Source organism: Streptomyces sp. MAR4 CNX-425 (assembly GCF_048656465.1).
Lineage (GTDB): Bacteria > Actinomycetota > Actinomycetes > Streptomycetales > Streptomycetaceae > Streptomyces.
Genome location: NZ_JBMDLF010000011.1, coordinates 115919 through 141090, shown reverse-complemented (window position 1 = coordinate 141090; position 25172 = coordinate 115919). Strand labels below are relative to the sequence as shown.

The 25172-nt window shown below is 74.8% G+C and carries 24 protein-coding genes; 15 read left to right on the top strand and 9 right to left on the bottom strand.

The window, feature by feature from the left end; genetic code table 11:
- Positions 1-2 precede the first annotated feature (2 nt).
- Positions 3-1430, bottom strand: coding sequence for an MFS transporter (locus ACHZ99_RS27340; RefSeq protein WP_420307424.1), 1428 nt, complete (start codon positions 1428-1430; stop codon positions 3-5).
- Between the two features lie 117 nt (positions 1431-1547).
- On the opposite strand from ACHZ99_RS27340, the gene ACHZ99_RS27335 reads away from it, so the two are divergent.
- On the top strand, positions 1548-2129 hold the full coding sequence (locus ACHZ99_RS27335) for a TetR/AcrR family transcriptional regulator (RefSeq protein WP_420307423.1): 582 nt from the start codon (positions 1548-1550) through the stop codon (positions 2127-2129).
- A 601-nt stretch (positions 2130-2730) separates the two neighbouring features.
- Here the strand turns inward: ACHZ99_RS27335 and ACHZ99_RS27330 are convergent.
- Positions 2731-3669 carry a DeoR/GlpR family DNA-binding transcription regulator gene (locus tag ACHZ99_RS27330; protein WP_420307556.1) on the bottom strand — a complete coding sequence of 313 codons (939 nt, stop codon included), beginning with the start codon at positions 3667-3669 and terminating at the stop codon, positions 2731-2733.
- Between the two features lie 179 nt (positions 3670-3848).
- Entirely contained in the window at positions 3849-5300 is a 1452-nt protein-coding gene (locus ACHZ99_RS27325) for an NAD(P)H-quinone dehydrogenase (protein WP_420307422.1), read from the bottom strand.
- A 176-nt stretch (positions 5301-5476) separates the two neighbouring features.
- On the opposite strand from ACHZ99_RS27325, the gene ACHZ99_RS27320 reads away from it, so the two are divergent.
- The 4 genes from ACHZ99_RS27320 (at position 5477) to ACHZ99_RS27305 (ending at position 10713) form a co-directional block, all read left to right on the top strand.
- On the top strand, positions 5477-6283 hold the full coding sequence (locus tag ACHZ99_RS27320; RefSeq protein WP_420307421.1) for a purine-nucleoside phosphorylase: 807 nt from the start codon (positions 5477-5479) through the stop codon (positions 6281-6283).
- 197 nt (positions 6284-6480) lie between these two features.
- Positions 6481-8130 (top strand): phospho-sugar mutase, encoded by a 1650-nt coding sequence (locus ACHZ99_RS27315; protein ID WP_420307555.1) that lies wholly within the window; start codon positions 6481-6483, stop codon positions 8128-8130.
- Positions 8131-8485: 355 nt separating this feature from the next.
- Positions 8486-9343: a TolB family protein gene (locus ACHZ99_RS27310; RefSeq protein WP_420307420.1), complete on the top strand. Its 858-nt coding sequence runs from the start codon at positions 8486-8488 to the stop codon at positions 9341-9343.
- 170 nt (positions 9344-9513) lie between these two features.
- A complete protein-coding gene (locus ACHZ99_RS27305; protein ID WP_420307419.1) occupies positions 9514-10713 on the top strand; it encodes an NlpC/P60 family protein in 1200 nt (399 codons plus the stop codon).
- A 20-nt stretch (positions 10714-10733) separates the two neighbouring features.
- Here the strand turns inward: ACHZ99_RS27305 and ACHZ99_RS27300 are convergent, their stop codons facing one another.
- Complete coding sequence (locus ACHZ99_RS27300) at positions 10734-10886, bottom strand: hypothetical protein (protein WP_420307418.1); 153 nt, start codon at positions 10884-10886, stop codon at positions 10734-10736.
- A 98-nt stretch (positions 10887-10984) separates the two neighbouring features.
- On the bottom strand, positions 10985-11665 hold the full coding sequence (locus tag ACHZ99_RS27295; protein WP_420307417.1) for a PH domain-containing protein: 681 nt from the start codon (positions 11663-11665) through the stop codon (positions 10985-10987).
- A gap of 129 nt (positions 11666-11794) precedes the next feature.
- Between ACHZ99_RS27295 and deoC the strand changes: the two genes are divergently transcribed.
- From deoC to ACHZ99_RS27280, 3 genes are read left to right on the top strand one after another with little or no spacing between them, the layout of a single operon-like run.
- Positions 11795-12766, top strand: coding sequence for a deoxyribose-phosphate aldolase (gene deoC / locus ACHZ99_RS27290; protein ID WP_420307554.1), 972 nt, complete (start codon positions 11795-11797; stop codon positions 12764-12766).
- A 6-nt stretch (positions 12767-12772) separates the two neighbouring features.
- A complete protein-coding gene (locus ACHZ99_RS27285; protein ID WP_420307416.1) occupies positions 12773-14206 on the top strand; it encodes an aldehyde dehydrogenase family protein in 1434 nt (477 codons plus the stop codon).
- Entirely contained in the window at positions 14203-15108 is a 906-nt protein-coding gene (locus ACHZ99_RS27280; protein WP_420307415.1) for an aldehyde dehydrogenase family protein, read from the top strand. Before ACHZ99_RS27285 ends, ACHZ99_RS27280 begins: the two co-directional genes overlap by 4 nt.
- A gap of 344 nt (positions 15109-15452) precedes the next feature.
- Here ACHZ99_RS27280 and ACHZ99_RS27275 read toward each other — a convergent pair whose 3' ends face one another.
- Entirely contained in the window at positions 15453-16301 is an 849-nt protein-coding gene (locus tag ACHZ99_RS27275) for a SigE family RNA polymerase sigma factor (RefSeq protein ID WP_420307414.1), read from the bottom strand.
- A 246-nt stretch (positions 16302-16547) separates the two neighbouring features.
- On the opposite strand from ACHZ99_RS27275, the gene ACHZ99_RS27270 reads away from it, so the two are divergent.
- From ACHZ99_RS27270 to ACHZ99_RS27245, 6 genes are all read left to right on the top strand, one after another.
- A complete protein-coding gene (locus tag ACHZ99_RS27270) occupies positions 16548-17225 on the top strand; it encodes a response regulator (protein WP_027756226.1) in 678 nt (225 codons plus the stop codon).
- Complete coding sequence (locus ACHZ99_RS27265; protein ID WP_420307413.1) at positions 17222-18772, top strand: ATP-binding protein; 1551 nt, start codon at positions 17222-17224, stop codon at positions 18770-18772. The genes ACHZ99_RS27270 and ACHZ99_RS27265 overlap by 4 nt, the downstream gene beginning before the upstream one ends.
- Entirely contained in the window at positions 18769-19371 is a 603-nt protein-coding gene (locus tag ACHZ99_RS27260; RefSeq protein WP_420307412.1) for a hypothetical protein, read from the top strand. The genes ACHZ99_RS27265 and ACHZ99_RS27260 overlap by 4 nt, the downstream gene beginning before the upstream one ends.
- Positions 19372-19495: 124 nt before the next feature.
- Positions 19496-20413, top strand: coding sequence for a DUF6891 domain-containing protein (locus ACHZ99_RS27255; RefSeq protein ID WP_420307411.1), 918 nt, complete (start codon positions 19496-19498; stop codon positions 20411-20413).
- Between the two features lie 78 nt (positions 20414-20491).
- The gene (locus tag ACHZ99_RS27250; RefSeq protein ID WP_420307410.1) at positions 20492-21148 is read left to right on the top strand and encodes a VanZ family protein; all 657 of its coding nucleotides are present in this window, start codon (positions 20492-20494) and stop codon (positions 21146-21148) included.
- Between the two features lie 91 nt (positions 21149-21239).
- Entirely contained in the window at positions 21240-21443 is a 204-nt protein-coding gene (locus ACHZ99_RS27245) for a PspC domain-containing protein (RefSeq protein ID WP_420307409.1), read from the top strand.
- An 80-nt stretch (positions 21444-21523) separates the two neighbouring features.
- On the opposite strand, the gene ACHZ99_RS27240 is transcribed toward ACHZ99_RS27245, so the two are convergent.
- Together ACHZ99_RS27240 and ACHZ99_RS27235 are read right to left on the bottom strand one after the other, a co-directional pair.
- On the bottom strand, positions 21524-21790 hold the full coding sequence (locus ACHZ99_RS27240; protein WP_420307408.1) for a hypothetical protein: 267 nt from the start codon (positions 21788-21790) through the stop codon (positions 21524-21526).
- 180 nt (positions 21791-21970) lie between these two features.
- Complete coding sequence (locus tag ACHZ99_RS27235; protein WP_420307407.1) at positions 21971-23113, bottom strand: adenosine deaminase; 1143 nt, start codon at positions 23111-23113, stop codon at positions 21971-21973.
- Positions 23114-23331: 218 nt separating this feature from the next.
- Here ACHZ99_RS27235 and ACHZ99_RS27230 point away from each other — a divergent pair, with 218 nt between their 5' ends.
- Positions 23332-24072, top strand: a complete 741-nt coding sequence (locus ACHZ99_RS27230; protein ID WP_420307406.1) for an alpha/beta hydrolase — start codon at positions 23332-23334, stop codon at positions 24070-24072.
- Between the two features lie 125 nt (positions 24073-24197).
- Here ACHZ99_RS27230 and ACHZ99_RS27225 read toward each other — a convergent pair whose 3' ends face one another.
- On the bottom strand, positions 24198-25154 hold the full coding sequence (locus ACHZ99_RS27225) for a LysR family transcriptional regulator (RefSeq protein ID WP_420307405.1): 957 nt from the start codon (positions 25152-25154) through the stop codon (positions 24198-24200).
- Positions 25155-25172 lie beyond the last annotated feature (18 nt).

Sequence of the window (25172 nt, the reverse complement as noted above, 5' to 3'; positions counted from 1 at the left end):
CGCTACGGCTTGCGCGGTACGCCCCGCGCCCCCGCCATCAGCAGCAGCGCCACCGCCGAGAACGCCGCCGCGGCGGTGAACGCGGCGCCCGTACCGTCGAAGAACGTGTGCCCCGCGGAGTGCCGCAGGCCCGCGTCGAAGACGGAGACGAGCACGGACAGGCCCAGGCTGCCGCCGACGTACTGCATGGTCTGGAGCAGCCCGGAGGCCGACCCCGCGTCCGCGGGCTCGACGCCGCTGAGGATCAGGGTGGTCAGCTGCATCATGGTCAGCCCGACCCCGACGCCCATGAGCGTCAGCGGCCCCAGCAGCCCGTCGGCGTAGCCGGCGCCGGCGTCGAGCCGGCTGAGCCACAGGATGCCGGCGGTGTTGAGCGCCAGCCCGGCCACGGCGGTGCGCTTCGGGCCGAACCTGGCCTGCGCGCGCGGCGCGAAGCGCGAGGCGGCGAAGAGCGGCAGGGTGAGCGCCAGGAAGGCCAGGCCCGCGCGGAAGGGGCTGTAGTCGAGGTACCGCTGAAGGTACTGCGTGGTGAAGTAGAAGACGCCGAACATCCCGGCGGGGACCATCAGCATCGTGGCGTACGAGACCGACCGGTTGCGGTCGGCGAAGAGCCGCAGCACCACCAGCGGCCGGCGGACGCGGAGTTCGACGGCGAGGAAGGTGCCGAGCAGCGCCGCCGCGGCGGCGAAGGCGCCGAGGGCGAGCCCGTCGCCCCAGCCCTGTTCGGCGGTGCGGATGAAGGCGTAGACGAGCGTGGTCATGCCCAGGGTGCCGAGCAGCGCGCCGAGGGCGTCGAACGGGCCGCGCTGGCGCGGGGTCTCGTCCAGGTGGCGGGGCGCGAGCCAGGCGATGGCCAGGCCGACGGGCAGGTTGATCAGGAAGACCCAGTGCCAGGACGCGATGTCGGTGAGCGCCCCGCCGAGCACCAGCCCGAGCGCCGAGCCGGCGCCGCTGATCGAGGCGAAGACGGCGAGCGCGCGGGCGCGTTGGCGGCCCTCGGGGAAGGTGGTGGCGATCAGCGCGAGGGTGCTGGGCGCGGCGAGCGCGGCCGAGACCCCCTGGGCGGTACGGGCGAAGAGCAGCCAGCCGCCGCCGGGCGCGACGCCGGCGAGGAGGGAGGCGGCGGTGAAGGCGAGCACGCCGGTGACGAGCGCCCGGCGGCGGCCTATGCGGTCGCCGATGCGGCTGCCGAGGAGCAGCAGGCCGCCGAAGGCGAGCGTGTAGAGGTTGAGGATCCAGGACATGCGGGTCGGCGAGAAGCCGAGGTCGACCGCGATGTCGGGCAGTGCGACGTTCACCACCGTGGCGTCGACCAGGAACATCAGCTGGGTGGCGACGATCGCGGTGAGCGCGAGCCCGGACCGGGCGCCGCGGGTGCGGCCGGAGCCGCGGGCGTCCTGGTGCGCGGGCGTGCGCAGGGATGTGGACACGGAAGTGCCTCCGACGGAGAATGAAGTGGAGGGTAGCTCCGCTTCACTATACGGAGGGTGCCTCCGTTTCCGCAATGGCATTCTGGGCTGCAAGCGGGGACGACGAAGGGTGGTGCCATGGCGACGGCGCAGGGCCGGCCGATGCGCGCGGACGCGCGCCGCAACTACGAACGCCTGCTCAACGAGGCCGCCGCGGCCTTCGGCGAGCGCGGCGCGGACGCCTCGCTGGAGGAGATCGCGCGCCGCGCGGGCGTCGGCATCGGCACGCTGTACCGGCACTTTCCGGACCGCTTCGCGCTCATGGGCGAGGTGTTCCAGACGCAGGTCGACGTGCTCGACGCCGCGGCCCGGGCGCTGTCCGCGGAGCCCGGCCGGACGCCGATGGGCGCGCTGGAGGCGTGGATGCGGCGGTACGTGGACGTGTCGTCGACGATCCGCGGGGTCGCCGCGACGCTGATGGACGAGGGCCTGATGCTCGACTGCAAGAAGCAGCTCCGGGACACCGTCGAGATGCTGGCGGCCCGCGCGCGGGAGTCCGGCGAGCTGCGCGCGGACATCGTCCCGGACGACGTGCTACGGCTGACGAGCGCGATCGCGTACGCGGCCGAGAAGGCGTCGGTGAAGCACCCGGAGGACACCGGGGTCGCCGACCGGCTGCTCGGCCTGGCGCTGGACGGCATGCGCGCGCGAACGCCCTGACGGGCGGTGCCGGGTGCGGGCGCGGAGGCCCGGCGTCCGGGTCCTCGGGGGGCGGGTGTGGCGCGGGCGGCGCCGACCGCGTACGGCAACGGGCCGCGACCACTCCGGTCCCGCCGAGGGCGCGCCGGGGCGGGCGCCACGGCTGAGGGCCGAGCGTCACGGACCGGGGGCCCGGGTCCCCCGGGGCGGGCCGGGCGGCGCCGGCCACGTACGGCAACAGGCCGACGGGCCGCAACCGCCCCCGGCTCCTGCTCCACGAGGGCGCGCCCGGGCGGGCGCCACGGCCCGAGGGCCGGAGCTACAGCCCGGGAGCCGGCGTCACGGACCGGGTGTTACGGGCCAATGGCCCCGGGGCGGGCCGGGCGGCGCCGGCCGCGTACGGCGACGGGCCGCGACCGCCCCGGCTCCTGCTCCGCGCGCCGGCGGCGGCGCCGGGCGGCCGGCCTGCGGCCTGGCGCCCCAGCCGTAGGCGGGAGGCCCCACCGCGTACGGCGACAGACCGACGCGCCACGACCAACCTCGGCTCCTGCTCCGCGAGGGCGCTCCCGCCGGGCTCCTGTGTCTCGCCCCGGCGGCCAACGCCCCGCCCCGCGCGGAGCGCCTACCGCCTCCGGGGGGCCAGGTCCGCCACCCGGCCCTGGTCCGGCAGCGCCGCCGCCGCGCGCATCGCCGACGCCGCGGCCTGCGGCGTCCGCCGCTGGCCCGGCAGCGGCACGCTGTCGTCGCCGCGCCGCCGGTCGCCGTGCCGGGGGTACCGGCCCCGCGGCTGGGGGCCGCTCTCATCGCCCGGCTGCTCCGGGCCCGCCACCGCGATCTGCACCCCCTGGTCGGCCAGGGCTTGCAGTTCGGTGGCGGCGCGCTCGTCGGCGGGCGGCGGCTCGTCGGTGACCAGCCGCGTGATCACGTCGGTGGGCACGGTCTGGAACATGGTGTCGGTGCCGAGCTTGGAGTGGTCCGCGAGGACCACGACCTCCGCCGCGGCCTGCACCAGCGCCCGGTCGACGCTCGCCGACAGCATGTTGGACGTGGACAGCCCCCGCTCCGCGGTCAGCCCGCTGCCGGAGAGGAACGCGCGCGAGACGCGCAGCCCCTGGAGCGACTGCTCGGCGCCGCTGCCCACCAGCGCGTAGTTGCTGCCGCGCAGCGTGCCGCCGGTCATGACGACCTCGACCCGGTTCGCGTGCGCGAGCGCCTGGGCGACGAGCAGGGAGTTGGTCACGACGGTCAGGCCGGGGATGCGCGCGAGCCGGCGGGCCAGCTCCTGCGTCGTCGTACCGGCCCCGACGACGACGGCCTCGCCCTCCTCGACGAATCCGGCGGCCAGGTCGGCGATCGCGGTCTTCTCCGCGGTCGCGAGATGTGATTTCTGCGGGAAGCCGGACTCGCGGGTGAAACCGCCCGGCAGGACGGCACCTCCGTGCCTGCGGTCCAGCAGCCCCTCGGCTTCGAGGGCCCGTACGTCCCGGCGCACGGTCACCTCGGAGGTCTGTACGACTCGGGCGAGCTCTCGGAGCGATACGGCCCCGTTGGCCCGCACCATTTCCAGGATCAACTGACGACGTTCTGCAGCGAACACGAAACCGACAGTAACGCCCGAGACCGTGTTCTTTCAGCCGCTTGCGTCGATGAGAAGAAAATGCTCCTCTTCGACATCCGGAGGTGGTATAGGCGCTCGGTTGGGCCGCCCGGTGCAGCCGTCCGGGCCCTGGTCGTCGCGGCCTAGTCGTCGGCCGGTGCCTTGCTGGCCTGGAGCTGCCGCGCCACCTCGGCGATCGAGCCCGACAGGGAGGGGTAGACGGTAAACGCCTTCGCGATCTGTTCGACGGTCAGATTGTTGTCGACCGCGATCGAGATGGGGTGGATCAGCTCACTGGCGCGCGGCGCGACCACTACGCCGCCCACCACGATCCCGGTCCCGGGGCGGCAGAACAGCTTCACGAATCCGTCGCGTACGCCCTGCATCTTCGCCCGGGGGTTGCGCAGCAGCGGCAGCTTCATCGCCCGCGCATCAATGCGCCCCTCGTCCACATCCGACTGCTGGTACCCCACCGTGGCAATCTCGGGATCCGTGAACACGTTCGCGGAAACGGTCTTCAGCCGCAGCGGCGCGACGGTCTCGCCGAGGAAGTGGTACATCGCGATACGGCCCTGCATCGCCGCCACCGAGGCGAGCGCGAAGACGCCGGTGCAGTCGCCCGCGGCGTAGATGCCGGGCGCGCTCGTGCGCGACACCTTGTCGGTGCCGATGTGCCCGGAGTCCGTCAGCCGCACCCCGGCCTCCTCCAGGCCGATCCCCCGGGTGTTGGGCACCGCGCCGACCGCCATCAGGCAGTGCGAGCCGGTGATCACGCGGCCGTCGTTCAGGGTCACCTCGACCCGGTCGCCGACGCGCTTGGCGCTCTGCGCCCGCGAGCGGCTCATCACGTTCATGCCGCGGCGCCGGAACACGTCCTCCAGCACCGCCGCCGCGTCCGGGTCCTCGCCCGGCAGCACCCGGTCCCGGCTGGAGACCAGGGTGACACGGGAGCCGAGCGCCTGGTACGCGCCCGCGAACTCGGCGCCGGTGACGCCGGAGCCGACCACGATCAGCTCCTCGGGCAGCTCGTCGAGGTCGTAGACCTGCTTCCAGTTCAGGATCCGCTCGCCGTCGGGCAGCGCGTCGGGCAGCTCGCGCGGGCTGCCGCCGGTGGCGACCAGCACGGCGTCCGCGACCAGCTCCGTCGGCTCGCCCGCCGCGGCCCTGGCCACCCGGACCGTACGGGACCCGTCCGGGGCCTGCTGCGGCGCGACGCTCGCCCGGCCGCGTACGACCCGGCCGCCGGCCCGCGTCACACTCGTGGCGATGTCCTCGGACTGGGCCAGCGCCAGCCGCTTGACCCGGCTGTTGACCTTGCCCAGGTCCACGCCGACGACGCGGGCGGCCACCTTGTCGGGCGGGGTGTCGTCCGCGACGATGATGCCCAGCTCCTCGTACGAGGAGTCGAAGGTGGTCATCACCTCCGCGGTGGCGATCAGCGTCTTCGACGGTACGCAGTCGGTGAGGACCGACGCGCCGCCCAGGCCGTCGCAGTCGACGACCGTCACCTCCGCGCCGAGCTGCGCGGCGACGAGCGCCGCCTCGTACCCGCCGGGGCCACCACCGATGATCACGATCCGATTCACGTACCCCATTGTCCATCGCCGCCGCCGGCGGGCGCAGCGCGGGGGCAGGGGTGCCCCTACGTGCCCCGGGGCGCAGGGGGAGGGGTCGCGCGCGGGATGGGTGTGGGGATCGGCGCGGGATCGGCCGGGGCCCGTGCGGGGGGCCGCTTCTACGCGCGTAGGGGGTGACGGGCTACGCTCGTCGCGTGAACGCATCCACTCCGCACGCCGCGCCCGACGCGGCGGCCGCCGCCGACCGCCTCCGCGAGCTCACCGGGGCCGAATCCCACGACGTCGCGCTCGTCATGGGCTCCGGCTGGGTGCCCGCCGCGGACGCGCTGGGCACGCCCGAGCACGAGCTGCGCGTCACCGACCTGCCCGGCTTCCCGCCACCGACGGTGGAGGGCCACGCCGGGCGGCTCCGCTCGTACCGGCTCGGCGACAAACGGGCGCTGGTCTTCCTCGGCCGCACCCACCTCTACGAGGGCCTCGGCGTCGCCCCCGTCGCACACGGGGTGCGCACGGCGGTGGCGGCCGGATGCAAGACCGTGGTGCTCACCAACGGCTGCGGCGGGCTGCGCGACGGCATGCGGCCCGGCCAGCCGGTGCTGATCGGCGACCACCTCAACCTCACCGCCGCCTCCCCCATCGCCGGCGCCCGCTTCGTGGACCTCACCGACCTGTACTCGCCGCGGCTGCGCGCGCTGTGCCGGGACGTGGACCCCACCCTGGAGGAGGGCGTCTACGTCCAGCTGCCCGGCCCGCACTACGAGACACCGGCCGAGATCGAGATGCTGCGCCGCCTCGGCGCCGACCTGGTCGGCATGTCGACGGTCCTGGAGGCCATCGCGGCCCGCGAGGCCGGCGCCGAAGTGCTGGGCATCTCGCTGGTGACGAACCTGGCGGCGGGCATGACCGGGGAGCCGCTGAGCCACGAGGAGGTCCTCCAGGCGGGGCGGGACTCGGCGGCCCGGATGGGCGGGTTGCTCGCCGAGGTGCTGCGGAGAGTGTGAAGACTGGAGGGGTACGCCCCGGGGGCCGGGGACGGGGACCGAGGAGAGGACGACCAGTGACCACGGACCTGACCGCGGACGCCGCCGGGAACCCCACCGCGGACGACGCCGCGACCACCGCCACGCACGACACCGCCAACGCCACCGCCGCCCCGCCCGCGGACGCCGCCGCGCTCACCGCCCGGGCCCGGGCCTGGCTGGCGGAGGACCCCGACCCCGACACCCGGGCCGAGCTGGACGCCCTGCTGCGCGCCGGCGACCCCGCCGCCCTCGCCGACCTCGCCGACCGCTTCGCCGGCACGCTCCAGTTCGGCACCGCGGGCCTGCGCGGCGAGCTGGGCGCGGGGCCGATGCGGATGAACCGCGCCGTCGTCATCCGCGCGGCCGCGGGGCTGGCCGCGTACCTGAAGGAGCAGGGCGCGGACGGCGGCCTGGTCGTCGTCGGCTACGACGCCCGGCACAAGAGCCACGCCTTCGCCGAGGACACCGCCGCCGTCATGACCGGCGCCGGCTTCCGCGCCGCCGTCCTGCCCCGCCCGCTGCCGACGCCGGTGCTGGCCTTCGCCATCCGGCACCTCGGCGCGGTCGCCGGGGTCACCGTCACCGCCAGCCACAACCCGCCGCGCGACAACGGCTACAAGGTCTACCTGGACGGCGGCTCGCAGATCGTCCCGCCCGCCGACGCCGCGATCGCCGCCGCCATCGACGCGGTCGGCCCGCTCGCCGACGTGCCCCGCCCGGAGGGCGGCTGGGAGGTGCTCGGCGACGACGTCGTGGCGGCGTACCTCGACCGGGCCGCCACGGTCGTCGCGGCGGGCGGCCCCCGTGACGTACGTACGGTGCACACCGCGCTGCACGGCGTCGGCGGCGCCACCCTCGCCGCCGCCTTCACCCGCGCCGGCTTCCCGCCCCCGGTGCCGGTCGCGGCGCAGGCGGAGCCGGACCCGGACTTCCCCACGGTCGCGTTCCCGAACCCGGAGGAGCCGGGGGCGATGGACGAGGCGTACGCCACGGCCCGCGCGGCGTCCGGCGGCGACATCGACGTGATCATCGCCAACGACCCCGACGCGGACCGCTGCGCGGTGGCCGTACCCGACCCGGAGACCGACAGCGGCTGGCGCATGCTCCGCGGCGACGAGGTCGGCGCGCTCCTCGCCACCCACCTCGTCCACAAGCGCGCGACCGGCACCTTCGCCGCGTCCATCGTCTCCTCCTCCCTCATGGGCCGGATCGCCCGGGCCGCGGGCCTGCCGTACGAGGAGACCCTGACCGGCTTCAAGTGGCTGGCCCGCGTCGACGGCCTCCGCTACGCCTACGAGGAGGCCCTCGGCTACTGCGTCGACCCCGCCGGCGTCCGCGACAAGGACGGCATCACCGCCGCCCTGCTCGTCGCCGAGCTGACGGCGGAGCTGAAGGCGGCGGGCCGCACGGTGCAGGACCTCCTGGACGACATCGCGGTGGAGTACGGCCTGCACGCCACCGACCAGCTCTCGGTCCGCGTCGAGGACCTGGACGTGATCGCCACGGCGATGCGCCGCCTCCGCGAAACCCCGCCGGAATCGGCGGCGGGCCTGCGGGTGACGCACGCGGAGGACCTGGCAGCGGGCACGGAGTCCCTCCCCCCGACGGACGGCCTCCGCTACACCCTCGCGGGCAGCCGGGACCGGGGCGTGGAGGCGGCCCGGGTGATCGTCCGCCCGAGCGGCACGGAGCCGAAGCTGAAGTGCTACCTGGAGGCCGTGGTCCCGGTCACGGACGGCCGCCGCGGCCTGCCCGGTGCCCGCGCGACGGCGGCGGAGGTGCTGGCGGCGCTGAAGGAGGACCTGTCGGCGGCAGCAGGCCTCTGAGCCGCACCCCGGCGCCGCGCCGGGCACCGCCCCAGCGCGGGATCAGTCGCTGCCGTGGTCCGTCTTGAGAGGCCCGGGTCTGCCGGTGCCTTCAAAGGGCGTGCGCTGGATCTCCGCCCGCGATGTTGTCCAGTTCCTCTGTGCTTCAGCCGTAGCCCTGCCCTCTGCGATGAACGCGCGGTCGAGCAGAAAACGCCGATGTGACGGAAGGGGCGTCAACAGCGCTGAAGAGAACGGGAGTTCACATCACTCCACTCGCGGCGGTCCCGCTGCGGAGCCCAAGGCGAAAGGTCACTACGTGCGACTCACACGCAAGGCGACAGCGCTCTTCCTCTCCCTCGCAGCACTACCACTGATGGGCACGGCAGCGGCCGCAACACCCGAGTCCGAGGATCTCGGCGGCACGCTCTTAGTGTCCCTCGGCCGCATGCACGACGGCGGTACCTTCGAAGTGGATCCGAACACCGGCGTGGCCACGCGCCAGATCACCCGGGGTGTCGAAGGCGTCTACTCCCCCGACGGAACGCGGCTGGCCTTCAGTTGGGCCGAGCCGTGCACTCCCGATCCGGAGAGCTGCTACTGGCTTCGTGACCTCCGAGTCGCCGCCGCGGACGGCACCGGCGAACAGGTGATCTTGCCGGCGCTCGACAGCGGGGGCGAAGAGGCGTTCGTCGGCCACCCGGACTGGACGCCGAACGGCCGGCGGATCGTCTTCGATTCCCCGAACGGCCTCGGCTGGATAAAGAGTGACGGCCACGGTTACGAGCGCCTCGGAGGCGGCTCGGAGCCTGCGGTCTCGCCGAACGGGGGACAGATCGCATTCCTGACGGTAAGCGGCCAGAGCCAGGTTCCTGATGAGCCGGACCCCGTCGACGTCCACACCATGGACCTCGACACCCGAACGGTCATTCAGCGGACCAACGTCGGCACCGCCGCGTCCGCGCCCGACTGGTCGCCCGACGGCAGCACGATCGTCTACGGCGGGGACGACGGGCTGCACACCGTCGATGTGGCCACAGGCCAGGACAAGGTCATCGAGGCCGCCGTCAACCCCCGTACACCTGTCTTCTCACCGGACGGCACGGCGATCGCTTACCTCGCGTCCGAGCCGGAGACCGGCACGTGCGGGCTCTACGTCACGGATCCGGCCGGCGCCGAAACCCGCCGGATCAGCGAGTGCACCGGCACACTGACGGACTGGTCCGCCAAGTGAGCTGAACCCAGGCCGGTCGCAGGCCCGGCGGCGGAGCGCGGGGCGTGGGGCGTGGTCCGGGTGGGTAGCGGGTGGGGGTGACCTTTCCTTCTTGGATACGTGGGCGATCCGGGGTGTTCGGCTCCTCCGCGCACGCTCGGACCGTCCGCTCGCGGGAGGAGGATCCGGCCTTGGTCACCCCGGGAGGTCCGCGTGCTGCCCGTCGCCGGCTGCGCTCCGGCGTCCTCGGCGCCTCCGCGCTCGTCGCCGCCGTGTTGCTGACGCAGGTCGCCGTCGCGGACGAGCCGCGCGAGGACGAACCGCCCGCCGTCGCGGAGCAGCGGGAGCGGGCCGAGGAGGCCGCGCGGCGGGCGGCGGAGGTGCGGGAGCGGGTGAAGGAGCTCGACCGGGAGGCGCGCGTCGCGGGGCAGCGGGTCAACGCGGCCGGGGAGGCGGTCGACGCGCAGGAGCGGCGGGCCGACCGGCTGCTCGACCGGGCCGCCCGGGCCACGGCGCGGGTCAACGACGCCCGCCGCACGCTCACCCAGTACGTCACCACCCAGTACCGCACGGGCGCGACCGGCCTGTCGCAGGCGGCCGTTCTGCTGCTCGTGGACGATCCGCAGGGCTACGCCGACCACCGCCACCTCCTCGGGCGGCTCTCCGCGCGGCAGCAGCACTCGGTGGACGAGTTCGCCGCGCGGCAGCGCGAGGCCCGTAAGCGCAGCAAGGCGGCGACCGCGGCCGTCGACGGGCTGAAGGACCGCGAGGCGTCCCTGCGCCGCGAGGAGAAGGTGCTCAAGGACAAGCTCGCCGAGGCCCGCGAGCTGAAGGCGGACCTCGGCGACCGCGAGCGGGCCGAGTTCGACAGGCTGGAGCGCGCGGAGCGCGCCGAGGCCGAGCGCCGTGCCCGGGAGCACGCGCGGCGGGAGGCCGCCGAGCAGCGCCGGGAGCGGGAGCGGCAGGAGGAGCAGCGGCAGGAGCTGGCCGAGGAGACCATCACCGGGGAGGCCACCGCGCCCGCGGCGGACGGACCCGTGTCGGAGGGGGCGGGGGCCGCCATCGCCTTCGCCGAGGGGCAGGTGGGCGAGCCGTACGTGTGGGGCGCCACCGGGCCCGGCGCCTGGGACTGCTCGGGGCTGACCCAGGCGGCGTGGCGGGCGGCGGGGGTGGAGATCCCCCGGGTGACGTGGGACCAGGTCACCTTCGGCACCCGGGTGCTTCTGTCCGAACTGCGCCCCGGCGACCTCATCTTCTTCTTCGACGACATCAGCCACGTCGGCCTCTACACCGGCGGCGGCCGCATGATCCACGCTCCCCGCCCGGGTGCCGTGGTGCGCACCGAGTCGATCTACAGCATGCCGGTCCACAGCGCGGTCCGCCCGGGCTGACCCGCCCCCCGCGTGCGCCGTCAGGCGCGGGCGGGCGGGCCGGGTCCAGCGCGGCCCGGGCCGGCGCCGTCGCCGGCCGTGAACGGGAAGTCGAGCGTGACGCCGCCCTCGGCACCGGTGAAGGAGAGCGTGTACTCGCCGTCCTCGATTCGGTCGACGCGAGCCCGTGTCATCCCGTACCCCGCCCCCACTGCCGCGGCGGGTCATGCCGCAGGCGCAATCCGGGGAGATCCGGGCGGCGCCGGGAGCGACGCGGCCGCCGCCCGGGCGGTCAGCCGGCGGCGATGGCGACGATCAGCGCCACGCCGCCCGCGATCGCCGGGGCCAGGATCTCGTACGCCCAGCGCACCGCCACCGGCCCCTGCGCGCCCTCGCGGTCGGCGTACACGCCCGCCAGCTCGCGCAGCTCGCGGATCGACTTGTCGCCCGACGGCGTGACGTCCACCGGCGCGTCCGGGGCGCCGCCGCCGGTGCCGTCCGGGCGGCGCAGCGCCGGGTCGGACAGCGCCGTGCGGCTGGACGGGCTGAACAGCCCGCCGCCGGCCGCCGCGCGGTCCCGGCGGCGGTTCGCCTTCTTGCGGGCGCGCAGCGAGACCGGGATGGCCCACATCTGGTACGTGGCGTCCGCGGTGACGACCTCGCTGGAGTAGCGCGCGCGGATCTCCTCGACCCGCGCCCACGGCACCACGATCGTCCGGAACGGGTTGCGCACCTTGAGCCGCTCCTGGCCCGCGTACACCACCGGCCGCAGCGTCAGCGCCACCACCAGCGGCACCCCCGCGACCAGCGCGGCCAGCGCCACCGCCCGCGCCTGCCCGCTGCCGCGGACCAGCGCGTCGCCGCCGAGCCAGCCGCCGAGCGCGAGCAGCAGGACGCCGGCGGCGATGCCGGCGACGGAGCGGTAGGCGCGGTCGGCGTACTTCGGCTGTGCGGCCTGGGAGTCCTTGCTCATGCCGCCGATTCTGCCGGACGGCTCCGGATTCCGGACATCGAGCCGGTATTGCGGTACCGCATCGATCCGCCGGGTGGGTACGACCTCTCCCCGGGACGCTACGCGGGTAGATATGCTCGTGTGGTGACCATGCCCCGCATACCCACGCAAGCCGCGGACCCGCCGGCGCCCCTCGCGGACGTCACGGCCTCCGACGGCGCGCTCCGCCGCTTCCTGCACGGGCTGCCCGGCGTCGACCCGGTCGGTCTGGAGGCCCGCGCCGCCGCCCTGGGCACCCGCTCGATCAAGACCACGGCCAAGGCGTACGCCCTGGACCTGGCGGTCTCGATGATCGACCTGACGACGCTGGAGGGCGCCGACACCCCCGGCAAGGTGCGCTCCCTGTGCGCCAAGGCCCGTACCCCCGACCCCACCGACCGGACGACACCGCAGGTCGCGGCCGTCTGCGTGTACGCGGACCTGGCCGCCACCGCCGCCGGGGCGCTGGCCGGCTCCGGCGTCAAGGTGGCCGCGGTCGCCACCGCCTTCCCGTCCGGCCGGGCGGGACTCGACGTGAAGCTCGCCGACACCCGCGCGGCGCTGGCCGCGGGCGCGGACGAGATCGACATGGTCATCGACCGCGGCGCCTTCCTCGCCGGCCGCTACCTGGAGGTCTACGAGCAGATCCGCGCGGTCCGCGAGACCCTCGGCGACCGGGCCCGGCTGAAGGTGATCTTCGAGACCGGCGAGCTGTCCACGTACGACAACATCCGGCGGGCGAGCTGGCTGGGCATGCTGGCCGGCGCGGACTTCATCAAGACCTCCACCGGCAAGGTCGGCGTGAACGCCACCCCCGCCAACACCCTGGTCCTCCTCGAAGCCGTCCGGGACTACCGCGCCGCCACCGGCGTGCAGGTCGGGGTGAAGCCCGCCGGCGGCATCCGCACCGCCAAGGACGCGGTGAAGTTCCTGGTGCTGGTGAACGAGACGGCCGGCGACGACTGGCTGGACAACCGCTGGTTCCGCTTCGGCGCCTCCAGCCTGCTGAACGACCTGCTCATGCAGCGGCAGAAGCTCCGCACCGGCCGCTACTCCGGACCCGACTACGTGACGGTGGACTGAGACGGGATGACCAAGCTCTTCGAGTACGCGCCGGCGCCCGAGTCCCGCTCGGTCGTCGACATCGCGCCCAGCTACGGCCTGTTCGTCGACGGCGAGTTCACCGAGGCCGCCGACGGCAGGGTCTTCAAGTCCGTCGCCCCGGCGACCGAGGAGGTCCTCTCCGAGGTCGCCCAGGCCGGCGAGGCGGACGTGGACCGGGCGGTCGCCGCCGCCCGGCGGGCGTTCGCCCCCTGGTCCGCGCTGCCCGGCGCGGAGCGGGGCAAGTACCTGTTCCGTATCGCCCGCATCATCCAGGAGCGCTCGCGCGAGCTGGCGGTGCTGGAGACCCTGGACAACGGCAAGCCGATCCGGGAGACCCGGGACGCCGACCTCCCGCTGGTCGCCGCGCACTTCTTCTACTACGCCGGCTGGGCCGACAAGCTCGGCTACGCCGGCTTCGGTGCGGACCCCAAGCCGCTGGGCGTCGCCGGCCAGGTCATCCCGTGGAACTTCCCGCTGCTGATGCTGGCCTGGAAGATCGCCCCGGCGCTGGCCTGCGGCAACACCGTGGTGCTGAAGCCCGCCGAGACCACCCCGCTGTCCGCGCTGTTCTTCGCCGACATCTGCCGCCAGGCCGGGCTGCCGGCCGGCGTGGTCAACATCCTCCCCGGCTACGGGGACGCCGGCGCGGCGCTCGTCGCCCACCCGGACGTCGACAAGGTCGCCTTCACCGGCTCGACGGCCGTCGGCAAGGAGATCGCCCGCGCCGTCGCCGGCACGGACAAGCGGCTCACGCTGGAGCTGGGCGGCAAGGGCGCCAACATCGTCTTCGACGACGCGCCCGTCGACCAGGCCGTCGAGGGCATCGTCGGCGGCATCTTCTTCAACCAGGGCCAGGTGTGCTGCGCCGGCTCCCGGCTGCTCGTCCAGGAGTCGGTGGCCGACGAGGTGCTGGACTCGCTCAAGCGGCGGCTCGGCACGCTGCGGCTGGGCGACCCGCTCGACAAGAACACCGACATCGGCGCCATCAACTCCGCCGAGCAGCTCGCCCGCATCACCGAGCTGGCCGAGGCCGGCGAGGCGGAGGGCGCGGAGCGCTGGACGGCGCCGTGCGACCTGCCCGGCAGCGGCTACTGGTTCGCGCCCACGCTCTTCACCGGCGTGACGCAGGCGCACCGCGTCGCGCGCGAGGAGATCTTCGGCCCGGTGCTGTCGGTGCTGACGTTCCGTACCCCCGCCGAGGCGGTGGCGAAGGCCAACAACACCCCCTACGGGCTGTCCGCCGGGGTGTGGACCGAGAAGGGCTCGCGGATCCTGGCGGTGGCCGACAAGCTGCGCGCCGGCGTGGTGTGGGCGAACACGTTCAACAAGTTCGACCCGGCCTCGCCGTTCGGCGGCTACAAGGAGTCGGGCTTCGGCCGCGAGGGCGGCCGGCACGGGCTGGAGGCATACCTGCAATGACACAGGCGGATGCGAGGCTGTCGGTCCTCAAGACCTACAAGCTGTACGTGGGCGGGAAGTTCCCCCGCTCGGAGAGCGGGCGGGTGTACGAGGTGACCGACGCGAAGGGCCGCTGGCTCGCCCACGCGCCCCGCTCCTCCCGCAAGGACGCCCGCGACGCGGTCGTCGCCGCCCGCAAGGCCGTCGCCGGCTGGTCCGGCGCCACGGCGTACAACCGCGGCCAGGTGCTCTACCGGGTCGCGGAGATGCTCCAGGGGCGGCGCGAGCAGTACGTCGCGGAGGTCGCGGACGCCGAGGGGCTGTCGAAGGCGAAGTCGGCGGCGCAGGTGGACGCGGCGATCGACCGCTGGGTCTGGTACGCGGGCTGGACCGACAAGGTCGCCCAGGTCGCCGGCGGCGGCAACCCGGTCGCCGGGCCGTACTTCAACCTCTCCGCGCCGGAGCCGACGGGCGTGGTCGCGGTCCTCGCCCCGCAGGACTCCGCGCTGCTGGGGCTGGTGTCGGTGCTCGCCCCGGTGATCGCCACGGGCAACACGGCGGTGGTCGTCGCCGCGGAGAAGCGGCCGCTGCCGGCGCTGTCGCTGGCGGAGGTGCTGGCCACGTCGGACGTGCCGGGCGGGGTGGTCAACGTGCTGTCGGGCCGTACCGCCGAGATCGCGCCGACGCTCGCCGCGCACCAGGACGTCAACGCCGTCGACCTGACCGGCGCGGACGCGGAGCTGGCGGTGGAGCTGGAGGTCGCGGCGGCGGACAACCTGAAGCGGGTGCTGCGCCCGCCGGCCGGGCCGAAGGGGACGGACTGGACGGCCGACCCGGGCACGGGGCGGCTGACGGCGTTCCTGGAGACGAAGACGGTCTGGCACCCGACGGGCAGCCTGGGCGTGGGCGGCTCGGCCTACTGAAGGGCCTGCCGTCCGGGGCACCGAAGCACGGGAGCACGGGCGGGGGCGGCACGGCGCGGCGCACGACCGCGCCTGTGCCGCCGGCGCCCCACCGGGTTCGCGGCCGTGCCGCGGCGCGGCCTGCCGTACGCGCGGAACCCCGCGCGCCCGCGCACACGAACCAGGGCCGGGCGCACCCCCCGTGCGTCCGGCCCCGCTTCGTCCCCCGTATCCCCCGTGTCCCCCGAGTCCCCCGGGTGCCCTCTGACGCCCGTACGGTCTCGCGGTTTTCCCCCGTTTCCCCCGATTCCCCCGTTTTTCCCCTCCCGTGGCCCCGGGTCCCCCCGTCCCGGTCATCGGCCCCGTCAGGCCACGAGCTCCTCGAACGACTCCTCCCGGTCCCGCCCGAAGCTCAGCGCCTCGTCGTCGCGCAGCCGGCGCAGCGAGCGCCAGATGCTGCTCTTGACGGTCCCCACGCTGATCCCCAGCACGTCGGCGATCTCCGGGTCGGTCCTGCCCTCGTAGTAGCGCAGCACGAGCATCGTGCGCTGCTGCTCGGGCAGCCGCGCCAGCGCCTGCCAGAGCACCGTGCGCAGCTCCGTGCCGCGCATGGCGTCCGAGTCGCCGGCCGCCTCCGGGAGTTCCTCGGTCGGGTACTCCGCGAGCTTGCGCCGGCGCCAGGCGCTGATGTGCAGGTTCGTCATCGTCCGGCGGAGGTATCCCCCCACCGCCGCCTTGTCGCTGATCCGGTCCCAGGCCCGGTAGGTGGAGAACAGCGCGCTCTGCAGCAGGTCCTCCGCCTCGAACCGGTCGCCGGTCAGGTGGTAGGCGGTGGCGTACAGAGAGGCGCGCCGCTCGGCCACGTAGGCGGTGAACGCCGCGGTGCTGTCTGCCTCCGCGACGGCCCCGGTCTGCGCGCCGGCCGGTTCCCCCGACACCTCTCCGTACGCCTTCCCCCCGTCGTCCCCCCCGGAGTTCCCCCCGTTGCTCCCCCCCGGGTCCGCGGGCTGCCCGGTCCCCGTGCTGCCCGCGATCGCGACCATGTACGAAGGACGACGCCCGGTGCCGCGGCCGCACCCCCGCGCGTTCGCGGCACCGGACTCCCCCGCTCCGCGCGTGGCGCGGGCGGGAGCCATCCCCTCAGCACTCCCCCCCTTGGCGTGCAGTCGCGTCTGAACCGCTGCGCCCGTGATGCTGTCGTGCAGTGCGTTCATCTCGCGCCCCCCGCCGGTGGAGTCTGCTTCGGTCGGCTTGCTGTGCCGGGCTTGCCCGACGTGAAAAATCCTGGCGTCCCGACTTCATGGCGCTGTCCGCCGACTGTCACAGGCGTGCAACAGGGGGTGCCAACCCCCGGCCGCGGCCCTGCCGACAGCGCTTTCCACGGCCCCGCGCAAGCGCTCCCACCGGCCGTGATGACGGCGAACTCGCCCCTTCCGGCCCGCCCTGCCAGAATGACCCGCGTGCCTTCTCTGTTGCTGATCGAGGACGACGACGCCATCCGCACCGCGCTGGAGATGTCCCTCTCCCGCCAGGGCCACCGCGTGACCGCCGCGGCGACCGGTGAGGACGGGCTGAAGCTGCTGCGCGAGCAGCGGCCCGACCTGATCGTGCTGGACGTCATGCTGCCGGGCATCGACGGCTTCGAGGTGTGCCGCCGCATCCGCCGCACCGACCAGCTGCCGATCATCCTGCTCACCGCGCGCAGCGACGACATCGACGTGGTCGTCGGGCTGGAGTCGGGCGCCGACGACTACGTGGTCAAGCCCGTGCAGGGACGGGTGCTGGACGCCCGCATCCGCGCGGTGCTGCGCCGCGGCGAGCGGGAGACGACGGACTCGGCGACGTTCGGGAACGTCGTCATCGACCGCTCGGCGATGACCGTCACCAAGGACGGCGAGCACCTGCAACTGACGCCGACGGAGCTGCGGTTGCTGCTGGAGCTGAGCCGCCGGCCCGGCCAGGCGCTGTCCCGCCAGCAGCTTCTCCAACTGGTCTGGGAGCACGACTACCTGGGCGACTCCCGGCTCGTCGACGCCTGCGTGCAACGGCTGCGCGCGAAGGTCGAGGACGTACCGTCCGCACCGACCCTGATCAAAACAGTCCGCGGCGTGGGCTACCGGCTGGATCCGCCCTCGTGAGCCCCGGCCCCTCCGACGCGCAGGGGCGGCAGGGGCTCGTACGCGGCTGGGCGGCGGGGCTGCTGCGCTGGATCAGCCTGCGACTGCGGCTGGTCATCGTGTTCGCGCTGGTGGCGCTGGTCTCGGCGGTGTCCGTGGCCGGCATCGCGTACTGGCTGAACCGGGACTCGGTGCTCACCCGCACCCAGGACGCGTCGCTGGAGGACTTCCGGGAGGCGCTGGGAGAGGAGAGCGGCGAGCTGGACCTGCGGGCCGGCTGCGCCGACCTGGGGAAGGTCGCGCGGCGGCTGTCGGGCACCACGCAGAACTACGACGTGATCCTCGTCGCGGACGGCGACGGCGGCGCGGGGAGCGCTCCCGGGTGCGTCGAGCGGTCCGGCACGTCGTTCGGCCTGGGCGACGTGCCGAAGCCGCTGAAGTCCGCGGTCCGCCAGCGGCGCGACGACAGCAAGTCGCCGTACCACCTGTACTGGCAGCGGGTGACGATGGACGGCACCCCGTATCTCGTCGGCGGCGCCCGGGTGGCGGGCACCGACTGGACCGGCTACATGTTCAAGTCCCTCGACTCCGAGCGCCGGGACCTCAACTCCCTGGCCTGGTCGCTGGGCATCGCCACCGGCCTGTCCCTGGTCGGCTCCGCGCTGCTCGCGCAGGGCGCCGCGTCCACGGTGCTGCGCCCCGTGCAGCGGCTCGGGGAGGCGGCGCGGCGGCTCGGCGAGGGCAAGCTCGACACCCGGCTGCGGGTGACCGGCACCGACGAGCTGGCCGACCTGTCGCGGACGTTCAACCAGACCGCGGAGCGGCTCCAGCAGCGGGTGGAGGAGCTGAGCGAGCGGGAGAAGTCCAGCCGGCGCTTCGTGGCCGACATGTCGCACGAGCTGCGCACCCCGCTGACCGCGATGACCGCGGTGTCGGAGGTGCTGGAGGAGGAGCAGGAGAACCTCGACCCGATGATCGCGCCCGCGGTGCAGCTGGTGGTGCAGGAGACCCGGCGGCTCAACGACCTGGTGGAGAACCTGATGGAGGTGACCCGCTTCGACGCCGGCACCGCCCGGCTCGTCCTCGACGACGTGGACGTCGCCGACCAGGTCACCGCCTGCATCGACGCCCGCGCCTGGCTGGACGCGGTGGAGCTGGACGCCGACCGCGGCATCGTCGCGCGCCTCGACCCGCGGCGCCTGGACGTGATCCTCGCCAACCTCATCGGCAACGCCCTCAAGCACGGCGGCTCCCCCGTGCGGGTGTCGGTGCACACGACGGCGGACGCGCCCGGCGCGGGCGACCTGCTGATCGAGGTGAAGGACAACGGGCCGGGCATCCCGGCCGAGGTGCTGCCGCACGTCTTCGACCGGTTCTACAAGGCCAACACCGCCCGGCCGCGCTCCGACGGCAGCGGCCTCGGGCTGTCCATCGCGGTGGAGAACGCCCGGATCCACGGCGGTACGATCACCGCGGCCAACGACGCGGCGGGCGGGGCGGTGTTCACGCTGCGGCTGCCGCGGGACTCGTCGGCGGAGGCAACGGCCCGGGAGCAGGAGGACGAGTGACGGCGGCACCCTCGAAGCGGCCGGTCCCTGCGGTACGGGCCGCGGCGGCGGTGGTCGCGGCCAGCGCCGCCGCGGTGCTCGCCGCCGGGTGCGGAATCCGGCCCACCTCGGTGCCCGTGGACGCCGGCGGCGGGCCCACCAGGGCCGAGTGCGCGCCGGGCGGCCCGTCGCCCGCGGCGCGCGCGGCCGACGGCGAGACGCTGCGGCCGGTGTACCTGGTGTGCGGCACGCGGCTCGCGCCGGTGCCCCGCGGCGTCCCCGACGACCTGACGGGCCCGGAGCTGGCCGGGCGGCTGCTGACCGAGCTGGCGCGGAACCCGAGCGAGGACGAGCGGCGGGCCGGCTACTCCACCGCCGTCTCCGGGCTGCGGGTGGCCGACCGGCAGCCCGGGGACCCGGCGGGCACGGTGCGGCTCAGCCGGGACCCGCGGGGGCTCGGTTCGCCGATGCTGGCGCAGCTGGTGTGTACGTACGCGGTGGGCGAGGGCCACGCGGCGGTGCTGGCGGGGCCGGACGAGGGCGACCGCCCGTACACGTACCGCTGCACCGACGACACGGTGCGGACGCCGGAGAACACCGTCGGCGAGCCCGCGACCTGAGCCGCCCCTGCCCCGCCCCCCGACCCTGCCCCTGTCCCTGCCCCGCGCTCTGCCCCTGTCCCTTTCGCGGGTGCCTCTCCGCTTCCCGGGGTCCGCTGTCAGTGGGATGTGTCAGAGTTTGCCCATGCTTCAGATCGTGGTGCGGACGGAGGACGGGGAGCGGCATGTGCGGGTGTCCGCCGGGGAGTTGGCCGGGCTGGTCCGGCGGATAGGCGGCCCGGACGACCACTTCCTCGTCCTCCAGCGGATCCCCGACCTGCCCGCGTCCTTCGCCCAGGTCTGGCACGACGCCGGCGGCGACTACACGGTGGAGTACCGCGACGGCGGCCCCGACCGGCACTTCGGCGCGACGACGGACGACCCCGGGGCCGTGCTCGCGGCCCTGACCGGCTGGGCCCGGCAGGACGACGGCTGGGAGGCCGGGCTGACGTGGACGCCCGCGGACGTGCCCCCCGAGCCCGAGGTGCCGCCGCTCGACCTCGGCGACGCCGACCGTACGGAGCTGGAGCAGCGCCTGAAGGAGATGCTGGCCGCCGGTTACGCCACCCGCGACCGGCTGGCCGAGGTCGCCGCCGACTACCTCGTCACCGGCGAGCGCCGGCCCGTCTCGGCCGCGCAGGCGCGGGCGCTGGCCGACCGCCTGTGGCTGGAGCGGGTCGAGGAGCAGACCGGCTGGCGGGGCGAGACCGACCCCGAGCGGCTCACCGGCGCGTTCACCGCCCTCGACGACGCCGGTGTCACCGCCCGCGAGCACTTCGCGTGCTGCCGCAGCTGCGGCGACGCGGAGATAGGCGGCGCCGCCGCGCCGGACGCCCGCGGCTTCGTCTACTTCACCTACCCGTCCGCGGAGTCCGCGGCCGCCGACGGCGTGCTGACGCTCTACTACGGCGGCTTCGACGACTCGCCGGAGACCACCGCGGCCGTCGGCCGGGAGGTGGTGGCCGCCCTCGCGGCCGCCGGGCTGCGGACCGCGTGGGACGGCGACCCGGGCCGGGCGATAGACGTCACCGGCCTGGACTGGCGCCGCCGCCTCGTCGGCTGAGGGGGGTCCCCGGCGCGGAACTCACCCCGGTGGCGGAGCGCGGGAACCGTACGGGTCGGTAGCGGCGTCCTTGCCTGCGTGCAGCGCCATGCGACGGGCGGATCGGCCGCCCTGAGATTCCGGGTGGCCGGCGTTGTCCTCCTAGTCCTGCATCTGACCGCAGTCTGGTGGTTTACGCTCCGCCCCAACGCCGTGCCGTGGGTCGACGCGGCGAATCTGCGACCCCTCGCGACGATCCGGGCGGAGTTCGCCGACGACCCCTGGTCGGCGCTGCGGCACACCGTCGAGTCGCTGCTGGTGCTGGCGCCCGCGGGCGTGCTGCTGCCGCTGGTGCGCGGGCGGGTCCACGCCTCGGTGGCGGGGTCGTTCGCCCGCACCGTCTTCGCCGGGTCGATGCTGGCGCTGGTCGTGGAGCTGCTGAAGACGGCGGTGCCGGGGCACGTCGCGAACGTGGACACGATGCTGCTGTACATCCTCGGGATCGCGCTGGCGCACCTGGCGGTGGTCCCGGCCACCCGGGCGCGGCTGCGCCGCCGGGCGGCTGCGGGGCGTACGGCCGGCCGGGCGGCGGGGAAGGCGCACGCGGAGCAGGCGGCCGGCGCGGAGGGAGCCGAGCGGGCGGGGGAAGCCGGGCGGGCGCAGGGAGCCGAGCGGGCGGGAGGGGCGGCGGGCGCGGAGGACGGGGCGGCTCAGGGCCCGACCCCGAGAATCCCCAGGGTCGAGATCGCCCCGTAGAGCGACGTTTCGTCCGGCTTGCGTGCCTACGGTGGACTCACCGGCCCCGTCGAGCGGGCCGCGGACCGCCGACCTGAGGAGTGACGCAGCCATGGCCATGCCGACGAGACCTCGCGACGGCCGGATGATCGCCGGAGTGTGCGCGGGCCTGGCCCGGCGCTTCGGCACGACCCCCACCACGGTCCGGGGCGTCTTCCTGGTGTCCTGCCTGCTGCCGGGCCCGCAGTTCCTGCTCTACCTGGCGCTGTGGCTGCTGATGCCCGACGAGGCGAAGGCACACCGCCCGGCCTGGTGAGGACGGCCCATCCACGACACGGCGCCGGGGCCGGCATCCACGCGGATGCCGGCCCCGGCGTTCGGTGCGTGCGGGTCGTGTCAGATCGGCAGGCCGGCCAGGGGGACCACGCTGGTCAGGGCGCCGAGCTGACCGAGGTTCGGCATCTGCTGGGTCTCGGCCGCCCCGGCGGGCGTGCCGTTGTTGCTCGCCAGCTGGGAACCGGTGACGGACTCCAGCGGGGCGGTCAGCTGCCCGAGCGGGCCGGGCAGGGCGGGGCCGGGGGTGTCGGCGGAGGCGGTGCCCGCCCCGGCGACGGCGAAGGCGGCGCCGAGCATTGCGGTACCGACGAGCTTGCGGGTCTTCATGGAATTCAGGTCCTCGTCCTTGCGGATATCGAGCGGCAGTGAGCAATGTAGCCAGCGCGGTATCGCCGCGGCAAAGACCGCGCCGCCGGCCGGGAAATTGGCCCGTACAGCCCTGTCAACGGATCGTAGGACCATCGCCGCAACACCCTGCAAGCGCCCGAAAGCACAGGTCAGAGCCGGTCAGTGAAAGAGCCATTCCGACTTCAGCCCGGCATATCCGGGCTTGATGACCTCATTGATCATCGCCAGTCTTTCATCGAAAGGGATGAAAGCCGACTTCATGGCGTTGACGGTGAACCACTGCATGTCGTCGAGCGTGTAGTGGAACGTGCGGACGAGTTCCTCGAACTCGCGGCTCATGCTGGTGCCGCTCATGAGCCGGTTGTCCGTGTTGACCGTGGCCCGGAAGTACAGCCGGCGCAGCAGCCCGATGGGGTGCTCGGCGTAGGAGGTGGCGGCGCCGGTCTGCAGGTTGGACGTCGGGCACAGCTCCAGCGGGATCCGCTTGTCGCGCACGTACGCCGCCAGCCGGCCGAGCTTGACCGTGCCGTCGTCGGCGACGTGGATGTCGTCGATGATCCGTACGCCGTGGCCGAGCCGGTCGGCGCCGCACCACTGGAGCGCCTGCCAGATCGACGGCAGGCCGAACGCCTCGCCGGCGTGGATGGTGAAGTGGTTGTTCTCGCGCTTGAGGTACTCGAAGGCGTCGAGGTGGCGGGTGGGCGGGAAACCGGCCTCGGCCCCGGCGATGTCGAAGCCGACGACGCCGAGGTCGCGGTAGCGGTTGGCGAGTTCGGCGATCTCCAGCGAGCGGGCGGCGTGCCGCATGGCGGTGAGCAGCGCGCCCACGCGGATGCGGCGCCCGGCGGCGTGGGCGCGCCGCTCGCCCTCGCGGAAGCCCTCGTTGACCGCCTCCACCACCTGCTCCAGGCTCAGCCCACCCTGGAGGTGCTGCTCGGGGGCGTAGCGCACTTCGGCGTACACGACGCCGTCGGCGGCGAGGTCCTCGGCGCACTCGGCGGCGACCCGCACCAGCGCGTCGCGGGTCTGCATCACGGCGCAGGTGTGGGCGAAGGTCTCCAGGTACCGCTCCAGCGACCCGGAGTCGGCGGCCTCCCGGAACCAGGCGCCGAGCCGCTCGGAGTCGCTCTCGGGCAGGCCCGAGTAGCCCGTCTCGCGGGCGATGTCCACGATGGTGGCGGGGCGGAGCCCGCCGTCGAGGTGGTCGTGGAGCAGCACCTTGGGCGCCCGCCGGATCCGGTCCCCGTCCGGCACCGCCCCCCGCCCCGCCGAGCCCTCGCCCCTGCCGTTGTCACCCGCCATGCGGCACGCCCCTTTCGCGTCACGGTTTGCGCCATCCTACGCGCGTAGAGCCGCGCCCGGCGGCGGGTGCCGCAGGGCGGGGTGCGCCCCCGCCGGTCCCGGCCGCCCGACGCCGCCCTCCCCCGCCGCGGCGCGCGGCCGGACAACTGCCTTGCCGGCGGACGGTGTAGAGGCGCCGACGGGTGGGCAGGGGCGCCGCCATCTGCCATCGTGCTGCCATGGCTCAGGACACCAGCGTGACCCGCCCCGCCCGGCTCGGCCGCGCCACCGGGGCGCCCTCCGCGCAGGCGGTGGCGCTGCTGCTGCCCGCCGGCGAGGAGGAGAGCAGCCGGCGGCCGTCGCGGCTCGCCGCCGCCTCCGTCTGGTCGCTGGCCCGCCGGCTCGCGCGCGCCGGGCGCGACGAAGGGCTCGTCACGCACACCGTGCACTACCGCTGCCGCGGCTGGAACGGCGCCGCGGCGGACGCCGCGCACGACGCCGAGTGGGCGCTGACGGAGGTCGTACGGCGGTACGGGGACGTGCCGGTGGCGCTGGTCGGCACCGACGTCGGCGGGCGCGCGGCGCTGCGCGCCGCCGGGCACGAGGCGGTCGTCTCGGTGGCGGCGCTGGCGCCGTGGCTGCCCGACGCGCAGGCGGCGGACGCGGAGCCCGTGCGGCAGCTGAGCGGCCGCACCGTGCTGTTCGTGCACGGCACCGACGACGAGCGCACCGACCCGGACCTGTCGTACCGGCTGGCGGTGCGGGCGAAGAAGGCCAACCGCGACGTGTGCCGCTTCGAGGTGCACTCGGACGGGCACGGGCTGCACCAGCACCGGTCCGAAGTGCTCGCCCTGGCCGCCGACTTCGTACGCGGCTCGCTCTTCGGCCGGCCGTACAGCCGGCCGGTCGCCGACGCGCTCGCGGCACCGCCGCCGATAGGTCTGCGGATGCCGCTGGCGACGGGGTTCGCACCGGCGTAGCGGGCAGCGCGCCGCGGGCTGTCGCGGCGGGCGGGACCGGCAGGCGGGCGCGGGCAGGTGTGCGCGGGCGCGGGCAGGTGTGCGCGGGCGCGGGCAGGTGTGCTGTCGGAGGGGCGGCCTACCCTTCACCCCGCCAGCAGCTCCCCCCGCCGCCCCAGCAGAAACCGCCGGAACGCCGCCACCGGGGGCGTCTCCTGCCGGCCGGCCACCCACGCCACCCCGATCTCCCGCACCGCCCGCGGCGCCGTCACGTGCAGCTCCACCACCCCCGGCCGCGGCACCGCCGGCGGCGGCAGCAGCGCCACCCCCAGTCCCGCCGCCACCAGCCCGCGGATCGTCTCCGCCTCCTCCCCCTCGAACGCGATCCGCGGCGCGAACCCCGCCGCCGCGCACAGTTCCTCGGTCATCCGCCGCATCCCGTAGCCCGGCTCCAGCGTGACGAACGGCTCCTCCGCCACCTCCGCGAGCCGGATCCGGCGGCGCCCCGCGAGCCGGTGGTCGTCCGGGACGACCAGCCGGATGGGCTGCTCGGCCAGCCGCCGCGCCACCAGGTCCGGTGCGTCCGGCACCGGCGAGGTCAGGCACAGGTCAAGTTCGCCCGCCCGCAGCCGTTGCAGCATCCACTCGCCGTAGTTCTGCACCAGCGCGAAGCGCACCCGCGGGTGGTCCCTGCGGAACTCCCGCAGCAGCCCCGGCACGGTCTCGGAGCCGAGCGTGTGCAGGAAGCCGAAGGCCACCTTCCCCGTCTCCGGGTGCGCGTCGGCGCGTACGGCCTCCGCGCCCCGGCCCACCTCCGCCAGCGCGCGTTCGGCGTACGCGAGGAGGTCGCGGCCCGCCGTCGTCAGCGACAGGGCGCGCCCGCGGCGGGCGAACAGCGCGACGCCGAGGTCGGCTTCGAGCCGTACCATCGCCCGGCTCAGCGTCGGCTGCGGGACGCCGAGTGCCCGCGCGGCGCGGGTGACGTGCTCTTCGCGGGCGACGGCCGCGAACTGCGCGAGCCGGGGCGCGAGCACCGCGCCCCACGCGCCCGGCTCCTCCGCGACCCCCGCCGGGATGTCTTCCGGATGACGGGACCGTGACATCGACCCTCGTGACCTCTG

Coding starts and splice junctions, on each gene's coding strand:
- ACHZ99_RS27335 (WP_420307423.1), top strand. CDS start 1,548: ATGGCGACGGCGCAGGGCCGGCCGATGCGCGCGGACGCGCGCCGCAAC.
- ACHZ99_RS27330 (WP_420307556.1), bottom strand. CDS start 3,669: ATGGTGCGGGCCAACGGGGCCGTATCGCTCCGAGAGCTCGCCCGAGTC.
- ACHZ99_RS27325 (WP_420307422.1), bottom strand. CDS start 5,300: ATGGGGTACGTGAATCGGATCGTGATCATCGGTGGTGGCCCCGGCGGG.
- ACHZ99_RS27310 (WP_420307420.1), top strand. CDS start 8,486: ATGGGCACGGCAGCGGCCGCAACACCCGAGTCCGAGGATCTCGGCGGC.
- ACHZ99_RS27300 (WP_420307418.1), bottom strand. CDS start 10,886: ATGACACGGGCTCGCGTCGACCGAATCGAGGACGGCGAGTACACGCTC.
- ACHZ99_RS27295 (WP_420307417.1), bottom strand. CDS start 11,665: ATGAGCAAGGACTCCCAGGCCGCACAGCCGAAGTACGCCGACCGCGCC.
- deoC (WP_420307554.1), top strand. CDS start 11,795: ATGCCCCGCATACCCACGCAAGCCGCGGACCCGCCGGCGCCCCTCGCG.
- ACHZ99_RS27285 (WP_420307416.1), top strand. CDS start 12,773: ATGACCAAGCTCTTCGAGTACGCGCCGGCGCCCGAGTCCCGCTCGGTC.
- ACHZ99_RS27280 (WP_420307415.1), top strand. CDS start 14,203: ATGACACAGGCGGATGCGAGGCTGTCGGTCCTCAAGACCTACAAGCTG.
- ACHZ99_RS27275 (WP_420307414.1), bottom strand. CDS start 16,301: ATGAACGCACTGCACGACAGCATCACGGGCGCAGCGGTTCAGACGCGA.
- ACHZ99_RS27255 (WP_420307411.1), top strand. CDS start 19,496: ATGCTTCAGATCGTGGTGCGGACGGAGGACGGGGAGCGGCATGTGCGG.
- ACHZ99_RS27245 (WP_420307409.1), top strand. CDS start 21,240: ATGGCCATGCCGACGAGACCTCGCGACGGCCGGATGATCGCCGGAGTG.
- ACHZ99_RS27240 (WP_420307408.1), bottom strand. CDS start 21,790: ATGAAGACCCGCAAGCTCGTCGGTACCGCAATGCTCGGCGCCGCCTTC.
- ACHZ99_RS27235 (WP_420307407.1), bottom strand. CDS start 23,113: ATGGCGGGTGACAACGGCAGGGGCGAGGGCTCGGCGGGGCGGGGGGCG.
- ACHZ99_RS27230 (WP_420307406.1), top strand. CDS start 23,332: ATGGCTCAGGACACCAGCGTGACCCGCCCCGCCCGGCTCGGCCGCGCC.
- ACHZ99_RS27225 (WP_420307405.1), bottom strand. CDS start 25,154: ATGTCACGGTCCCGTCATCCGGAAGACATCCCGGCGGGGGTCGCGGAG.